Here is a 15,274-nt window from a genome sequence, read left to right as displayed (position 1 = left end):
TCCCGTAGCGGCGCCCAAACCGGTAAAATAACGCCCCATCCCTTCGCGTGCCCGCAGGGCCCGGCCCTGCGGCCGCCCGCGGCGCTGCCGGTCCTGGTTCCGGCCACCGCCGGGCCATCCCAATATTTCCCAGTCTGATTCCGCTGCCGTGAGCTCGCTCGTTCCTGAAATTGCGCGTCGTCGCACCTTCGCCATCATCTCCCACCCCGACGCGGGCAAGACCACCCTGACCGAAAAGCTGCTGTGGTTCGGCGGCGCGATCCAGGTCGCGGGCGAAGTGCGGGCGCGCAAGGCGGACCGCCATGCCACCTCGGACTGGATGGAGCTGGAAAAGCAGCGCGGCATTTCGGTGACGTCGTCGGTGATGCAGTTCCCCTACCGACGCGACAGCGCGGACGGCAAGGCGCAGGAGAACATCGTCAACCTGCTCGACACCCCCGGCCACGAGGACTTCTCCGAAGACACCTACCGCACGCTGACGGCGGTGGACTCGGCGGTGATGGTGATCGACTCGGTCAACGGCGTGGAAGCGCAGACCATCAAGCTGCTGAACGTCTGCCGGCTGCGCGACACCCCCATCCTCACCTTCATCAACAAGCTCGACCGCGAAGGCCGCTCGCCGATCGAACTGCTCGATGAAATCGAGGACGTGCTGCAGATCCAGTGCGCGCCCATGACGTGGCCGATCGGCATGGGCAAGGCCTTCCGCGGCGTGTACCACCTGATCGACGACAAGGTGCAGCTGTTCGACCCGCACGGCGACAAGGGCACCTCCGCGATCCTCGACGGCCTGGACAATCCGGAGCTGGACCGCATCCTCGGCAGCCAGGCCGAAGAGCTGCGCATCGAGATCGAGCTGGTGCGCGGGGCCTCGCATACCTTCGACAAGGAGGCCTTCCTCAACGGCAAGCAGACGCCGGTGTACTTCGGTTCGGCCATCAACAACTTCGGCGTGCAGTCGCTGCTGGATGCGCTGTGCGAACTGTCGCCGCCGCCGCTGGCGCGCAACACGGATTCGCGCGTGGTCGAGCCGCAGGAGCCCAAGTTCACCGGCTTCGTGTTCAAGATCCAGGCCAACATGGATCCGCGCCACCGCGACCGCATTGCCTTCGTGCGGGTGTGCTCGGGCCGCTTCGAGCGCGGCATGAAGCTGCTGCACGTTTCGGCAGGCAAGACCGTGGCGATCAACAACGCCATCACCTTCATGGCGCAGGACCGCAACACCACCGAAGAGGCCTACGCTGGCGACATCATCGGCGTGCCCAACCACGGCACCATCCGCCTGGGCGATGTCTTCACCGAAGGCGAGCCGCTCAAGTTCACCGGCATCCCGTCGTTCGCGCCGGAATTCTTCCGTCGCGCGCGCCTGAACAACCCGCTCAAGGTCAAGCAGCTGCAGAAGGGCTTGCAGCAACTGGCGGAAGAGGGCGCCACGCAGATGTTCCGCCCGCTGGCGTCCAACGACCTGGTGCTGGGGGCCGTGGGTATCCTGCAGTTCGACGTAGTGGCGCACCGGCTGGAGCATGAGTACGGCGTCGACGCCATCTTCGAATCGCATGAATGCGCCACCGCGCGCTGGCTCAAGGGCACGCCGGCCGAGATCGAGAAGCTGATCGCCAAGGCCGGGCATAACGTGGCGCTGGACGGTGCCGGCGACCATGTCTACCTGGCGCCGAGCATGGTCAACCTGCGGCTGACGCAGGAACGGTTCCCGGAGCTGCAGTTCCTGGAGACGCGCGAGATCGTCTGATCATCGTCCTCGTGCAAAGCAAAACGGCTCGCCATGGCGAGCCGTTTTGCTGTTCTGAGGGTTTGCCTGGCGCTTTTGCAGCCAATCAATACGCCAGCGACGCCTGGATATAGAACGTCCGCGGCATGCCCACATACTTGCCGGCATTGTTGTCGGTCGAGCGGGTGAAATAGCGCTTGTCGAACACGTTCTTCACGCCCACGGCCAGCTTCAGGTTCTGCGCGGCCTTGCCGAAGTCATAGCCCACGCGCAGGTTCATCAGCGCATAGCCCGGGATATCGCCCAGCGCGCCATTGGCGCTTTCCGCGGTCTGGTAGGTGGTCGAATTGCTCGGGTCGCCCGGCGAATGCTGCTTGGACTGCGCAAAGCCGTCGACATTGAACGACCAGCGGTTGCGCGCGTAGCGCATGCCCACCGTGGCCACGTGGCGCGAATAGAACGGCAGGTCGCGCCCGGCAAAGTTGCCCTGGTTGTAGGTGGCTTCGGTGTAGGTGTAGGTGGCGTAGGCCGACAGGCCCATCAAAGACTTGTCGAGCGCGCCGAAGTCATAGCGCAGCGACGATTCGACGCCGCGGTGGGTGGTGGCGCCGAGGTTGGTCCATGCATCCGGTGCGCCGGCGGTGCCGCCGCGCAGCTGCAGTTCGTCGTCGAAGTCGATGTTGAACAACGTCAGCTCGCCGCCCCAGCCATTGGCGTTGAAATGCGTGCCGATCTCGTAGGTCTTGGCCTTTTCCGGCGTCAGCCCGTTGGTGGTCTGCGCGATCTGGAAATACTGCAGCGGGCCGAACGACACGCCGGCGTTGGCAAACAGCTTCCACTGGTCGCTGACGTGGTACATCACCGCCAGCGACGGCAGCGGCTCGTTGGAAGACACGTCGCGGCGCACACCGCTGAAGTTGTCGGTCACGTACGAGCGGATGAACTCATAGCGCAGCCCGGGGGTGATGGTCCAGTTGCCGACGTTGATGGTGTCGTCGATATAGACCGCGTTGGCGGTGGTGCCGCCGGTGCGCCACTGGTAGACCGGCGAGGGCAGCGTGGTGGCATCGATCGAACCCGGCACATAGAACGCGGTGCGCGATGCCTGCTCGTCGCTGGCTTCGCGCAGGAAGCGGTAGCCGACGCTGACCTCATGGCTCATGCTGTCGCCGCGGAACAGCTGCGAGTAGCGCGGCTCGACCGCAAAGGTATGGTAGTTGCGCGGGGCCGCGGTCAGGCGGCGCCGGCCGGCCTGCGCGCCGGTGCCTTCCTGCTCGATATTGCTGCCGCGGAAGCTGTCGGTGTAGTAGGTCAGCACCTCGAACTTGCGGTCGGCGTCGTTGTGGCTGTATTTCAGGCTGAAGTCGTGGCGCCGCCCGCTGAAGTTGTCGTAGGGGCGCACCGACTGGAACGGGTCGGCCGCGTACTGCGCCGGCGTCAGGCCGCCGGGCATGCCGGCCTTGCCTTCGTAGTAGTGGAAGGCGGCGCTGAGCGAGTCGGTCTTCGAGATCCGGTACGCGCCCTTCAGCAGCAGGTCGTCGATATTGACGTGGTCGTTGCTGGCGCGGTAGCCGTTGCCGTGGATGCCCGAGTACAGCAGCGCGCCGCCCAGCCCCTGCTCGTTGGTGCCGCCGATGAATGCGGTCGGGTTGGTCTTGACGTTGCCGCCGTGGCTGTAGATGTCGGTCGAGACCGAGGCATCGGCGGCGAAGGTCGCGGGGATCGGGCGCGTCACGAAGTTGATGATGCCACCCACGTTCTGCGGGCCGTAGCGCACCGAGCCCGCGCCGCGCACCACGTCGATGGTCTCGAGGTTGCCCAGCGACAAAGGCGCCATCGACAGCTGCGGCTGGCCGTAGGGCGCCACCGCCAGCGGGACGCCGTCCATCAGGATGGTCGAGCGCGGCGACAGCCGCGAGGCCAGCCCGCGCACGCCCACGTTGAGCGAGACATCGCTGCCGCCGGTGCCGTTGTTCTCCTGCACCTGCACGCCGGGAATGCGGCGCAGCACTTCGCGCACATTGTTGGCGCCGGCTTCGGCGAAGGTCTCGCGGTCGACGATGGTACGCGCGCCCGGATGCTCCAGCACCTTGGCCTCATTGGCGTTTTCCAGCCAGTTGCCCACCACGGTGACCGTGTTCAGCGTGGCTTCGGTATTGGCGGCGGTGGCAGTGGCGGGCGTTGCGGAAGCCGGTTCGGCGGCGTGGGCCGGCATCGCGGCGATCTGGGCGAACAGCAGGGCGGCGCCGATGGCACCCCCGGTCAGGCGGAAAGCGGGCTGCAAGGTGAGTTTCCTGGGAGAGCGGCGCGTCCCGCTGCGCCGGAAGCGGTGGTCCGGACGGTCGCGCCAATGGGCGGCGATTATAAATGCGAGTGATTCTCAAAAGCGAGAAGTCTGGCGTTGCGCCGCATGCGCGTGTCGCGTCTCTGCATCATTGTGCTGACAACGAGGCAAGATTCGCGCTTCATTCCGCACATTTCGAATAACCGGTGTGCAGGCGTGGGCATCTGCATGCAGCAATTAAGCGCACGCTTTAGAATCTGCCCTTTGCGCACGGCGAACCCGCTTCCCGGGCGCAAGCTCCCCTTCCTGCCCCGTCCATGTCTTCCCCTGCCACCGTTCCGGCCGCCGAGCCGGACAGCGTCTTCCGTGATTCCGTCTTTCGCCGCTACTGGTTCGCGCGGCTGTGCACCACCATCGGCTACCAGATCTTTACCGTGGCGGTGGGCTGGCAGATGTACGACCTGACGCGCGACCCGCTGATGCTGGGCATGGTCGGGCTGGTGCAGTTCCTGCCGTCGGTGGCGCTGATCCTGATGTCCGGCCACGTGGCCGACCGCTTCGACCGGCGCCGCATCGTGCGCACCTGCCAGTCGCTCGAGGCGCTGCTGGCCGCCGGCATGGCCGCCGCCAGCCTGGGCGGCTGGATCGACAGCCACCACATCTTTGTCTTCGTCGCGCTGATCGGCGCCACGCGCGCGTTCGAGAACCCCACGCTGCAGGCCTTGCTGCCCAGCGTGGTCACGCCGCGCCAGCTGCCGCGCGCGGTGGCGCTGGCCAGCTCGGCGGGGCAGGCCGCCATCATCATCGGCCCGGCCATCGGCGGCTTCGCCTATGTGGCCGGCCCGGGGGTGGTGTACACGCTGAGCGCGACGCTGTTTGCGATCGCCGCGCTGCTGGTGGGCGGCATCACGCTGCGCCAGGCGGCGCAGCGGCTGACCGCGCCGGTCAGCGTGCGCACCGTCTTTGCCGGTTTCGCCTATATCCGCAGCCGCCCGGTGCTGCTAGGCGCGATTTCGCTGGACATGGTGGCGGTGCTGCTGGGCGGCGCCGCGGCGCTGTTGCCGATCTACGCGCGCGACATCCTGCATACCGGACCGTGGGGGCTGGGGCTGCTGCGCTCGTCGCCGGCCATCGGCGCGCTGGCGATGGCGCTGTGGCTGGCGCGCCATCCGCTGAACCGGCGCGCCGGACGCGTGATGTTCGCCGCGGTGGCGGTGTTCGGCGTCGCCACGGTGGTGTTCGGGGTCTCGACCTGGCTGCCGCTGTCGATGGCGGCACTGGTGGTGCTGGGCGCTTCCGACATGATCAGCGTGGTGGTGAGATCCACGCTGGTCCAGCTCGATACGCCCGACGACATGCGCGGGCGCGTAGGCGCCGTCAATTCGGTGTTCATCGGCGCTTCCAACCAGCTGGGCGAGTTCGAGTCAGGCGTCACCGCCGCGCTGTTCGGCCCGGTGGGCGCGGTGGTCCTGGGCGGGGTCGGCACGCTGCTGGTGGTGGCGGTGTGGATGCGTTTGTTCCCGGCGCTGGCGGCGCGCGACAAGCTGCACGAACATCCCGCCTGAACGGCCGCATGGCGCGTGCGGGCCTGCATGGCGATGCCCGGAGCGTACCCGTTTCTGCGTGCGCGGGGGCGGGGCTGACGGCGGTATAGTGATGCCTCGCGCGCCAACTTTCGTCGCTGAAAGTCGCGCCCGATGGTTGCCGCTCGCATCACCGCCCGCATCCCCGCCCGCATCCCGCCACGCCTTGCGCCACATGACCTTGCCGACCGATCCGCTCCAGCGCCACGCGGTGTTCGCCGCGCTCAGCGGCTCGCGCGCTTCGCTGGAGCGCGCCGCCCCGTTGGGCGATGGCCTGGGCGTGGCGCTGTGGCGCAACCGGAACGACAGCACCGGCTATGCGCGGCCCGGCCACCACACCATGTCGGTCTACCTGCAGGGCGGCCACGCCACCTACCGGCGCGACCAGCCCGGCAACAAAGGCGCCCCGGGCAGGCTGTGCCTGTTGCCGGCCGACCATGAGTCGCGCTGGCATGTCGGCGGCCCGCAGCGCTTCCTGCATCTGTATTTCCGCCCCGAAACCCTGGCCTGGCACTGCGTGCGCCTGCTCGACCGCGAACCGCGCTCGGTGGCCTTGCGCGACCTGACCTTTGCCGACGATCCGCGCCTGCATGCCCTGAGCCAGCGGCTTGCCACGCTCGACTGGCACTTGCCGGAGGCCCGCATGGCCGGCAACGCGCTGGCGCACGAGGCGCTCAGCCACCTGGTGCTGAACCACGCCGGCCGCGCCGCCCCGACCGACTGGCGCGGCGGCTTGTCCGCGCAGGCGCGGCGGATCGTGCGCGACTGGATCGAAAGCCATCCCGACAGCAACCCGACGCTGGGCGATCTGGCGGCGCTGGCGGGCCTGTCGGAATTCCACTTCGCGCGCATGTTCCGGGTGTCGTTCGGCATGCCGCCGCATGCGTGGGTGCTGCAGACCCGCCTGGAGCGGGCACAACGGCTGCTGGCCGATCCGCGCCGCCCGCTGCATGAAGTCGCCGCCCGCGCCGGCTTTGCCTCGGCCAGCCATCTCAGCCGCCGTTTCCAGGCCGCGTTCGGCATGACACCCGGCGCCTGGCGCGCGGGCGCGTAGCCTTTCTGGTTGTGGTCCGACCGGCGGCAGCCGTTGCAGCGCAAGGGCCGGCGCCCACAGCCCACAAATCCGCGTCCGAGTCCTGGGAACCCGCTTCCGCTTCGCTTGTCCCCTCCTATGTGTCGTGCTTCCGGCTTTGTCGGTGATCGTCTGACATCTTGCGTTCAATGTTCATCAATTTGTCAAACGTAGAACCGCTGTCCAGCGTTCCGGCAAGTCTGCCCGGGCATCGCCACGGCACGCAGAAACGGGTACGCATCGCCGTCCCCGGGCCAGCACCGTCGACAACCCTGACAACAACCGCAAACGGAGCCGCTCCCATGAATCTCGACTTCATCGATGCCAACCAGCTTGAGGCGGGCTGGTCCTACCTGGTCCGCTTCGGCATCAACCAGGGCATGAACTGCCTGGCGGCCATCCTGATCCTGATGATCGGCTGGTGGCTGTCGGGCCGGGTCGGCACTGCGGCGCGGGCTGCGCTGGCCCGCACCCATGTCGACGCCACCATGCGCCCGCTGCTGGCCAATGCGCTGCAGTGGATGGTGCGCGTGCTGACCATCGTGCTGGTGCTGTCGCAGTTCGGCGTGCAGACCGCCAGCATCATCGCCATGCTCGGTGCCGCCGGCCTGGCGATCGGGCTGGCGCTGCAGGGCACGTTGCAGAACATTGCCGCCGGCATCATGCTGGTGCTGCTGCGCCCGTTTCGCGTGGGCCAGTACATCGACGCGCAGGGCGTGGCCGGCACCGTGCGCGAGACCGGGCTCTTCATGACCGAGCTGACCACCTTCGATGGCGTCTGCCTGCGCGTGCCCAACGGCAAGCTGTGGGGCAGCGCCATCACCAATTACAGCGAGAACGCAACGCGGCGCGCCGACATCGAGGCCACGGTGACCTTCGACAGCGACGTGCAGCGCAGCCTGGAAGCGCTGCGCGCGATGCTGGCGCGCGAGCCGCGGCTGCTGGCCGAGCCCGCCCCCGAAACCATGGTGGTCAACTACACCCAGCAGGGCATCACGCTGAACGTGCGCTACTGGACCTCGAACGACGATTACTGGAACGTGCGCTTCGCCTTCTACGAGCGCATCAAGCAGGTGCTGGAGCAGGCCGGCAGCAAGCTGGCGGTGCCGATCCAGGAGCTGCACGTGCCGGGCGCATCGTCGGTGCCGGGCGTGGTGAAGGTGGCCGACAGCGCCCCGTCGGCAGCCTCGCGACCGGCCGCGCCGCAGTCGCACCAGCCGTCGCTCCAGCCGACGCGCCAGCCCGCGCGCCAACCGGGCTAGCCGCGCGCGTCCTGCGCCTCGCCCTCGTCCGAAAACAGCGTGCAGGCCCCGCTTTCGGCCGTGCTGACCTGGCGGCGGAAGGTCGCGAACAGGTCGCGGCCGACGCCATGGCGATTGGCGCTCAGGTCCGGGCGCGCCGGCGTGCGTGCCTGCCATTCGTCGTCGGGCACCAGCACGTCGAGCGTGCCCGTGGTCGCGTCGACGCGCATCATGTCGCCGCTGCGCACGCGCGCGATCGCGCCGCCGCGCAGCGCTTCCGGGCAGACGTGGATGGCGGCCGGGACCTTGCCCGATGCGCCCGACATGCGTCCGTCCGTCACCAGCGCCACATGGAAACCTCGGTCCTGCAGCACCGTCAACGTGGGCGTGAGCTTGTGCAGCTCCGGCATGCCGCACGACGCCGGGCCCTGCCACGGCAGCACCGCGATGAAGTCGCGTTCCAGCTCGCCGCGCTTGAAAGCGTGCAGCACATCGTCCTGATGCTCGAACACGATCGCCGGCGCCTGCACCACCTGGTGCTCGGGCTTGACCGCCGAGGTCTTGATCACCGCGCGGCCCAGCTTGCCGTCGAGCAGCTTGATGCCGCCGTCCGGCGCAAAGGGCACGTCGGCGGCGCGCACGATGCTGTCATCGAGCGGCGCGGCCGGGCCATCGATCCACGTCAGCTGGCCGTCGCGCAGCACCGGCTCGCGCGTGTAGTCTTGCAGGCCCTGGCCGACGATGGTGGTGACGTCGTCGTGCAGCAGACCGAGTGCGAGCAGGCCGCGGATCACCACCGGCAGCCCGCCGGCGGCCTGGAACTGGTTCACGTCGGCCTTGCCGTTCGGGTACACGCGCGCCAGCAGCGGCACCACTGCCGACAGTTCGTCGAAATCGTCCCAGCTCAGCACGATGCCGGCCACCCGCGCCATCGCGATCAGGTGCAGTGTGTGGTTGGTCGAGCCGCCGGTGGCCAGCAGCCCGACGATGCCGTTGACGAAGGCGCGCTCGTCCAGCACCTCGGCCACCGGCGTATAGCGCTCGCCGCCGTGCACCAGCTTCAGCGCCTGGCGCGCGGCCTCGCGCGTCAGCGCTTCGCGCAGCGGCGTGTTGGGATTGACGAAGGCCGTGCCAGGAAGATGCAGGCCCATCATTTCCATCAGCATCTGGTTGGAGTTGGCGGTGCCGTAGAAGGTGCAGGTGCCCGGTCCGTGGTAGGAGCGGGTCTCGGCCTCGAGCAGCTCCTTGCGGCCGATCTTGCCTTCGGCGTAGAGCTGCCGGGTATGCGCCTTCTCGTCGTTGCTGATGCCGGTGGTCATCGGCCCGCCGGGCACGAACACCGCGGGCAGATGGCCGAAGGACAGCGCGCCCATCACCAGCCCGGGCACGATCTTGTCGCACACGCCCAGGTACAGCGCGCCATCGAACATCTGGTGCGACAGCGCCACCGCCGTGGCCAGCGCGATCACGTCGCGCGAGAACAGCGACAGGTCCATGCCGTCCTGGCCCTGCGTGACGCCGTCGCACATCGCCGGCGTGCCGCCGGCAAACTGCGCGGTGCCGCCGGCGTCGAGCGCGGCTTCCTTGAGCCATTGCGGGAACGCCGCCAGCGGCTGGTGCGCGGACAGCATGTCGTTGTAGGCCGAGACGATGGCCAGGTTGGGCCGCTCGTCGGCCTTCAGCCGGATCTTGGCGGCGTCCGGCATGGCGGCCACCGCGTGGGCGAGGTTGGTACAGGAAAGCTGCGCGCGTTCGACCTTCTGCCCGGCCATGGCGCGGGTGCGGTCAAGATACGCCTGGCGCGAGGCGGTGCTGCGGGAGACGATGCGGGCGGTGACCCGCTCGAGCACTGGATGACGTGGCATGGGGTTCTCCTGCGGGGGAGCTTTCAGCCTAGCGTACTTTGCCGGGGCCTGCACGGCGGACGGTGCTTGATGGCCCGCCCGCGGCCTGCGCCAACCACGCAGAAATGGGTACGCTTGCCTCGCCAAGCCGTAGCGACTCACGTAAACTGGCCGCTACCCGGCCGGCCATCGCGCGCTGGCCGCGACAACTCGAATCCTCAAGGAGCGCAGGGTGAGCATGCCTGATTTCGACATGGTGCTGTTTGGCGGCACCGGCGACCTGGCGCGGCGCAAGCTGCTGCCGTCCCTGTTCGATGCGCACCACGCGGGGCTGCTGCATCCGGCCGCACGCATCCTCGCCACCGGCAGCCAGCCGATGTCGAGCGCGGACTACATCGCCTCGCTGGAACAGAGCGTGCGGCCCGCGCTGGCCCATGCGCCGCCCGAGTCATGGGACAGGTTCTGCGCACGTATCGTCTACGTGCAGGCCGATGCACGCGTGCCGGCGCATTTCGATGCGCTGGCCGAGCAGCTGCTGTCGCGCAAGCCCGAGGTGGTGGTGTGCTATCTGGCCACCGCGCCGCACCTGTTCGTGTCGATCTGCGAGCAGCTGGCGCGCACCGGCCTGAACACGCGCCACGCGCCCAACGTGCGCATCGTGCTGGAAAAGCCGCTGGGCCATGACCTGGAATCGAACGAGGCCATCAACTCCGCGGTGGCGAAATTCTTTGCCGAAGAGCAGATCTACCGCATCGACCATTACCTCGGCAAGGAGTCGGTGCAGAACCTGATGGCGATCCGCTTCGGCAACGCGCTGTTCGAGCCGCTGTGGCGCCGCGAGTGGGTGCAAGACGTGCAGATCACCATTGCCGAAGAACTCGGCGTGGAAACCCGCGGCGACTTCTACGACCGCACCGGCGCGCTGCGCGACATGGTGCAGAACCACCTGCTGCAGCTGCTGTGCATGGTGGCGATGGAGCCCCCGGCCAGCTTGAGCGAAGACGCCATCCGCGACGAGAAGATCAAGATCCTGAAGGCGCTCAGGCCGATCACGCCGCAGGACGTGGCCGAGAAGACCGTGCGCGGCCAGTACCGCGCCGGCGCGATCGGCGGCAAGCCGGTGCCCGGCTACCTGGAGGAAGAAGGCATCGCGCCGGACAGCCGTACCGAGACCTTTGTCGCGATCAAGGCCGAGATCGCCAACTGGCGCTGGGAAGGCGTGCCGTTCTACCTGCGCACCGGCAAGCGCATGCAGTCGCGCGTGGCCGAGATCGTGATCCACTTCCGCGACGTGCCGCACGCGATCTTCCCGCGGCCGCTGACGCAGTCGCCGCAGAACCGGCTGGTGATCCAGCTGCAGCCCGAGGAAAGCATCCGCCTGTACTGCCTGGTCAAGCAGCCCGGCGATACGCTGGAACTGACGCCCACCTCGCTCGACCTGGACTTCGCCAACTCGTTCAAGGTGCGCCGCGCCGGCGCCTATGAACGGCTGCTGCTGGACGTGATCCGCGGCCGGCTGGGCCTGTTCGTGCGCCGCGACGAGCAGGTGCAGGCGTGGCGCTGGGTCGAGCCGATCATCGATACCTGGGAAGCCAGCACGGTCCCGCCCAAGCCCTATACCGCCGGCACGTGGGGGCCGGCGGCGTCGTCGGCGCTGATGTCGCGCGACGGCGGCCTGTGGCACGAGGAAGCCTGAGCCATGGGCTCGCACCCCTGCAAAGGAAGCCGCCATGCGCCTGTTTGAACATCCCACGCCGATGGACCAGGCCGAGGCCCTGGCGATCTCGATCGGCAATGCGCTGGAGCTCGCCGTGCGCGTCAAGGGCTGGGCGGTGCTGGCGGTCTCGGGCGGGCGCTCGCCGGTGGCGATGTTCGAGCGGCTGCGCCACCGGCACGTGCGCTGGGATGCGGTGACGATCACGCTGGTCGACGAACGCGTGGTGCCGCCCGACCACGCCGACAGCAACGCCGCACTGGTGCGCGCCCACCTGCTGCGCGAGGCCGCGGCCAGCGCCGCCTTCGTGCCGCTGATTGCCGACGCGCAGGACGCCGCCGCGCCCGCACAGGCGGTGGCGCGCGCCAACGCCGCGTTCCGCCAGCCCGACGTGGTGGTGCTCGGCATGGGCGAGGACGGCCATACCGCCTCGCTGTTCCCGGATGCGCCCGAACTGCAGAGCGCGCTGAGCGAGCCGCAGCCGGGCTACGCCATCACCCATCCGTCGGTGGCGCCGCATGCGCGCATCACGCTGAACCTGGCCGCGCTGCTGGCCGCCGAGCGCGTTTTCCTGTCCGTCTCCGGCGCGGCCAAGGCCGCGGTGCTGGAGCGCGCGCTGCAGGGCCCCACGCCGTCGTTGCCGGTGAGCCTGGTGCTGTCGCGGCACCGGCACGGCTTTGACGTGTTCAAGACCTGACCGCCCCGCTTGCCCACCTTTGCGCAAGGAACGAGATCCGCTGCCATGGCCACTACCGCATCCTTCTCCGCTGACTTCCCGCGCCTGCTCGGCGATGTAGGCGGCACCAACGTGCGCTTTGCGCTGGAGACCGCGCCCATGCGGATCGGGCCGGTGACGGCGCTGAAGGTGGCGGATTTTCCGTCGCTGGAGGCGGCGCTGCGCCAGTACCTCTACGGCCTCGCCGGCTCCGGCCAGCCCACGCCGCGTCACGCCGCGATCGGCCTGGCCAATCCGGTGACCGGCGACCAGGTCCGGCTGACCAACCACAACTGGACCTTCTCGATCGACGGCATGCGGCGCGCGCTCGGGCTGCAGACGCTGGTGGCCATCAACGACTTCACCGCGCTGGCGCTGGCGCTGCCGCATCTGCCCGCCGACGGGCTGGCGCAGGTGCGCGCCGGCACCGCGGTGCGCACCGCGCCGCTGGCGCTGGTCGGGCCCGGCACCGGCCTGGGCGTTTCCGGACTGGTGCCGGCGCCGGGCGGGCAGGCCGTGGCGCTGGCCGGCGAAGGCGGCCATATCGAGCTGATGCCGGACACCGACGACGAATGGATCGCGTGGCGCGCGGCCCATCGCAACGTCGGCCGGGTCTCGGCCGAGCGGCTGCTGAGCGGCAGCGGCCTGTCGCATATCCATGCCGCGCTGGCCGCAGAAACGGGTACGCTTTTGCTGGCGCCGCTGCAGCCGGCGCAGGTCACCGCGGGCGCCTTCGAGCGCAACGACCCGCTGTGCCAGCGCGCCATGGCGGTGTTCTTCGGACTGCTTGGCTCGGTCGCGGCCGATATCGCGCTGGTGATCGGTGCGCGCGGCGGCGTTTATCTGGGCGGCGGCATCCTGCCGCGCTTCGTGCCGGCGCTGCGGGACTCGGTATTCGCCGAGCGCTTTGTCGCCAAGGGTCGCATGCGCGGCTGGCTCGAGGCGGTGCCGGTCCATGTCATCACCGCCAGCCATCCGGCGTTGGCGGGGCTGGCGCAGGCGCTGGCCGAACGCCTCGGCGGCGCGGGCGGGAACGGTTAGCCATGCGCGTGCTGCTGGTCGAAGACGACGCCATGATCGGCGAGAGCGTCAAGCTGGCGCTGCGCCAGGAAGGCTTTGCCGTCGATTGGGTGCGCGACGGCGATGCGGGCCTGGCCGCGGCCAGCACCGCCGCGGACGGCCAGGCGTGCTACGACCTGATCCTGCTCGACCTGGGGCTGCCGCGCCGCCCCGGCCTGGAGGTGCTGCGCGCGCTGCGGGCGCGCGGCGTGCCCACGCCGGTGCTGATCCTGACCGCGCGCGACGCCGTCGCCGACCGTGTCGCGGGGCTCAATGCCGGCGCCGATGATTACCTGGTCAAGCCCTTCGACCTGCAGGAACTCGCCGCGCGCATGCACGCGCTGGCACGCCGCGCCGCCGGGCGTGCTGAACCGCTGGTCACCTACGGCGACATCGTGCTCAACCCCGGCACGCGCGAAGCCACCTGCCGCGGCGAACCGGTGCGGCTGTCGGCGCGCGAATTCGCGCTGCTGTCGGCGCTGATGGCGCGCCCGGGCAAAGTGTGGTCAGTGCCGCAGCTGCAGGAGCGGCTCTATGGCTGGGACGACGAGGTCGGCAGCAATACCGTCGAGGTCTACATCCACGCGCTGCGCAAGAAGTTCGGCGCGGCGCTGATCCGCAATATCCGCGGCGTGGGCTATGTGGTGCCGCGCCTCGACGGCGAAGCGGCGGCCGATGGCGAGGAGGAGGGCAGCTGATGCGCTCGATCCAGCGAACGCTGCTGGCCTGGCTGGCGGCCGGCCTGATAGCCGGGATCGCCATCGCCACCGCGCTGATCTACGGGCAGGCGCGGCAGGAGGCCAACGCGCTGTTTGACTACCAGATGAAGCAGATGGCCGCGGCGCTGCCGAGCCAGTTTCCCAACCCGGTGGCGCCGCCCTTCGTCGGCGCGCCCGGCGACCTCGCGCACGCCGACGAGGATGTGGTGATCCATATCTGGGACGGCTCCGGGCGCAGCCTTTACCTGTCGCACTCGCATCCGGCACTGCCCGCGCGCGCCGAGCTGGGGTTCGCCAACGTGACCACGCAGCAGGGCGAATGGCGCCTGTACAGCATGCAGCTCGGGCCCGCCGTGGTGCAGATCGCGCAGCCGATGAGCGCGCGCCGCACGTTGGCCGCGCGCATGGCGCTGCGCACGGTGGCGCCGCTGCTGCTGTTGCTGCCGCTGCTGGGCTGGCTGGTGTGGATGGCGGTGGGCCGCGGCCTGCGCCCGCTGCGCGAGATCGCCACCGAGGTGCGCGCGCGCGACGCCAACGCGCTGGCGCCGCTGGCGGTGCGCCCGATGCCCGACGAGATCGCGCCGCTGAGCGCGGCGCTGAACCAGCTGCTGGCGCGGCTCTCGCATGCCATCGACACCCAGCGCGCCTTCGTTGCCGATGCCGCGCACGCGCTGCGCACGCCGCTGACCGCGCTGCAGCTGCAGGCACAACTGGTCGAGCGTGCCGACGACGGCGCCGCGCGCGACGAAGCCATCGCCAAGCTGCGCCAGGGGCTGGAGCGGCTGACCCACCTGGTGACCCAGCTGCTGACGCTGGCGCGGCAGGAACCGGGCGCGGCCGTGCCCCCGCACGAACCGGTGGAACTGCATCAACTGGCCGCGGCCGTGGTCGCCGAGATGGCCCAGGCCGCGCTCGATCGCGACATCGACCTGGGCCTGGACGGCAGCGCCGACACTACCCCCGCCGTGGTACGCGGCGACGCCGATGCGTTGCGCATCCTGCTGACCAACCTGCTGGACAATGCGCTCGCATACATCCCCGCCGGCGGCCGCATCGACGTCGCGGTGCGGCGCGGTGCCGACGGCCGTAGCGTGGAACTGGTGGTCAGCGACAACGGCCCGGGCATCCCCGCCGAAGAGCGCGCGCGCGTGTTCGACCGCTTCTATCGCGTCGCCGATGCGCCGACCGGCGGCAGCGGCCTGGGCCTCGCCATCGTCGCCGAGATCGCGCAGTCGCATGGCGCGCGGGTGGTGCTTGAGGATGCCGGGCCGGGGTTGCGGGTCAGGGTGGTGTTCGAACAGGCATGAGCGCTGG

11 protein-coding genes are annotated in these 15,274 nt (G+C 69.3%); 9 read left to right on the top strand and 2 right to left on the bottom strand.

Translation table 11 applies throughout. The features are described 5' to 3' along the window. Positions 1 to 148 precede the first annotated feature (148 nt). Positions 149 to 1,750 carry a peptide chain release factor 3 gene (locus tag CBM2588_RS19510; RefSeq protein ID WP_115665876.1) on the top strand — a complete coding sequence of 534 codons (1,602 nt, stop codon included), beginning with the start codon at positions 149 to 151 and terminating at the stop codon, positions 1,748 to 1,750. Positions 1,751 to 1,835: 85 nt separating this feature from the next. Here CBM2588_RS19510 and CBM2588_RS19505 read toward each other — a convergent pair whose 3' ends face one another. Next, complete coding sequence (locus tag CBM2588_RS19505; protein ID WP_115682063.1) at positions 1,836 to 4,013, bottom strand: TonB-dependent receptor family protein; 2,178 nt, start codon at positions 4,011 to 4,013, stop codon at positions 1,836 to 1,838. 317 nt (positions 4,014 to 4,330) lie between these two features. Here CBM2588_RS19505 and CBM2588_RS19500 point away from each other — a divergent pair, with 317 nt between their 5' ends. The 3 genes from CBM2588_RS19500 (at position 4,331) to CBM2588_RS19490 (ending at position 7,930) form a co-directional block, all read left to right on the top strand. Then, on the top strand, positions 4,331 to 5,578 hold the full coding sequence (locus CBM2588_RS19500; RefSeq protein WP_115682062.1) for an MFS transporter: 1,248 nt from the start codon (positions 4,331 to 4,333) through the stop codon (positions 5,576 to 5,578). A 193-nt stretch (positions 5,579 to 5,771) separates the two neighbouring features. Next, complete coding sequence (locus CBM2588_RS19495; RefSeq protein ID WP_115682061.1) at positions 5,772 to 6,650, top strand: helix-turn-helix domain-containing protein; 879 nt, start codon at positions 5,772 to 5,774, stop codon at positions 6,648 to 6,650. A gap of 320 nt (positions 6,651 to 6,970) precedes the next feature. Beyond that, positions 6,971 to 7,930 carry a mechanosensitive ion channel family protein gene (locus tag CBM2588_RS19490; protein ID WP_115682060.1) on the top strand — a complete coding sequence of 320 codons (960 nt, stop codon included), beginning with the start codon at positions 6,971 to 6,973 and terminating at the stop codon, positions 7,928 to 7,930. On the opposite strand, the gene edd is transcribed toward CBM2588_RS19490, so the two are convergent. Further along, on the bottom strand, positions 7,927 to 9,774 hold the full coding sequence (edd, locus tag CBM2588_RS19485) for a phosphogluconate dehydratase (RefSeq protein WP_115682059.1): 1,848 nt from the start codon (positions 9,772 to 9,774) through the stop codon (positions 7,927 to 7,929). The genes CBM2588_RS19490 and edd overlap by 4 nt on opposite strands. A gap of 217 nt (positions 9,775 to 9,991) precedes the next feature. On the opposite strand from edd, the gene zwf reads away from it, so the two are divergent. From zwf to CBM2588_RS19460, 5 genes are read left to right on the top strand one after another with little or no spacing between them, the layout of a single operon-like run. After that, positions 9,992 to 11,449, top strand: a complete 1,458-nt coding sequence (zwf, locus tag CBM2588_RS19480; RefSeq protein ID WP_115682058.1) for a glucose-6-phosphate dehydrogenase — start codon at positions 9,992 to 9,994, stop codon at positions 11,447 to 11,449. Between the two features lie 34 nt (positions 11,450 to 11,483). Next, positions 11,484 to 12,164: a 6-phosphogluconolactonase gene (gene pgl, locus CBM2588_RS19475; protein WP_115682057.1), complete on the top strand. Its 681-nt coding sequence runs from the start codon at positions 11,484 to 11,486 to the stop codon at positions 12,162 to 12,164. 45 nt (positions 12,165 to 12,209) lie between these two features. Further along, positions 12,210 to 13,223 (top strand): glucokinase, encoded by a 1,014-nt coding sequence (gene glk, locus CBM2588_RS19470; RefSeq protein ID WP_115682056.1) that lies wholly within the window; start codon positions 12,210 to 12,212, stop codon positions 13,221 to 13,223. Positions 13,224 to 13,225: 2 nt separating this feature from the next. Next, a complete protein-coding gene (locus tag CBM2588_RS19465; RefSeq protein ID WP_115682055.1) occupies positions 13,226 to 13,939 on the top strand; it encodes a response regulator in 714 nt (237 codons plus the stop codon). Then, complete coding sequence (locus CBM2588_RS19460) at positions 13,939 to 15,267, top strand: sensor histidine kinase (protein WP_115682054.1); 1,329 nt, start codon at positions 13,939 to 13,941, stop codon at positions 15,265 to 15,267. Before CBM2588_RS19465 ends, CBM2588_RS19460 begins: the two co-directional genes overlap by 1 nt. Positions 15,268 to 15,274: the final 7 nt, after the last annotated feature.

Source organism: Cupriavidus taiwanensis (genome assembly GCF_900250075.1).
GTDB lineage: Bacteria > Pseudomonadota > Gammaproteobacteria > Burkholderiales > Burkholderiaceae > Cupriavidus > Cupriavidus taiwanensis_C.
The sequence above is the reverse complement of the archived record's forward strand: the minus strand, read 5'-3'. Positions and strand labels throughout refer to the sequence as shown.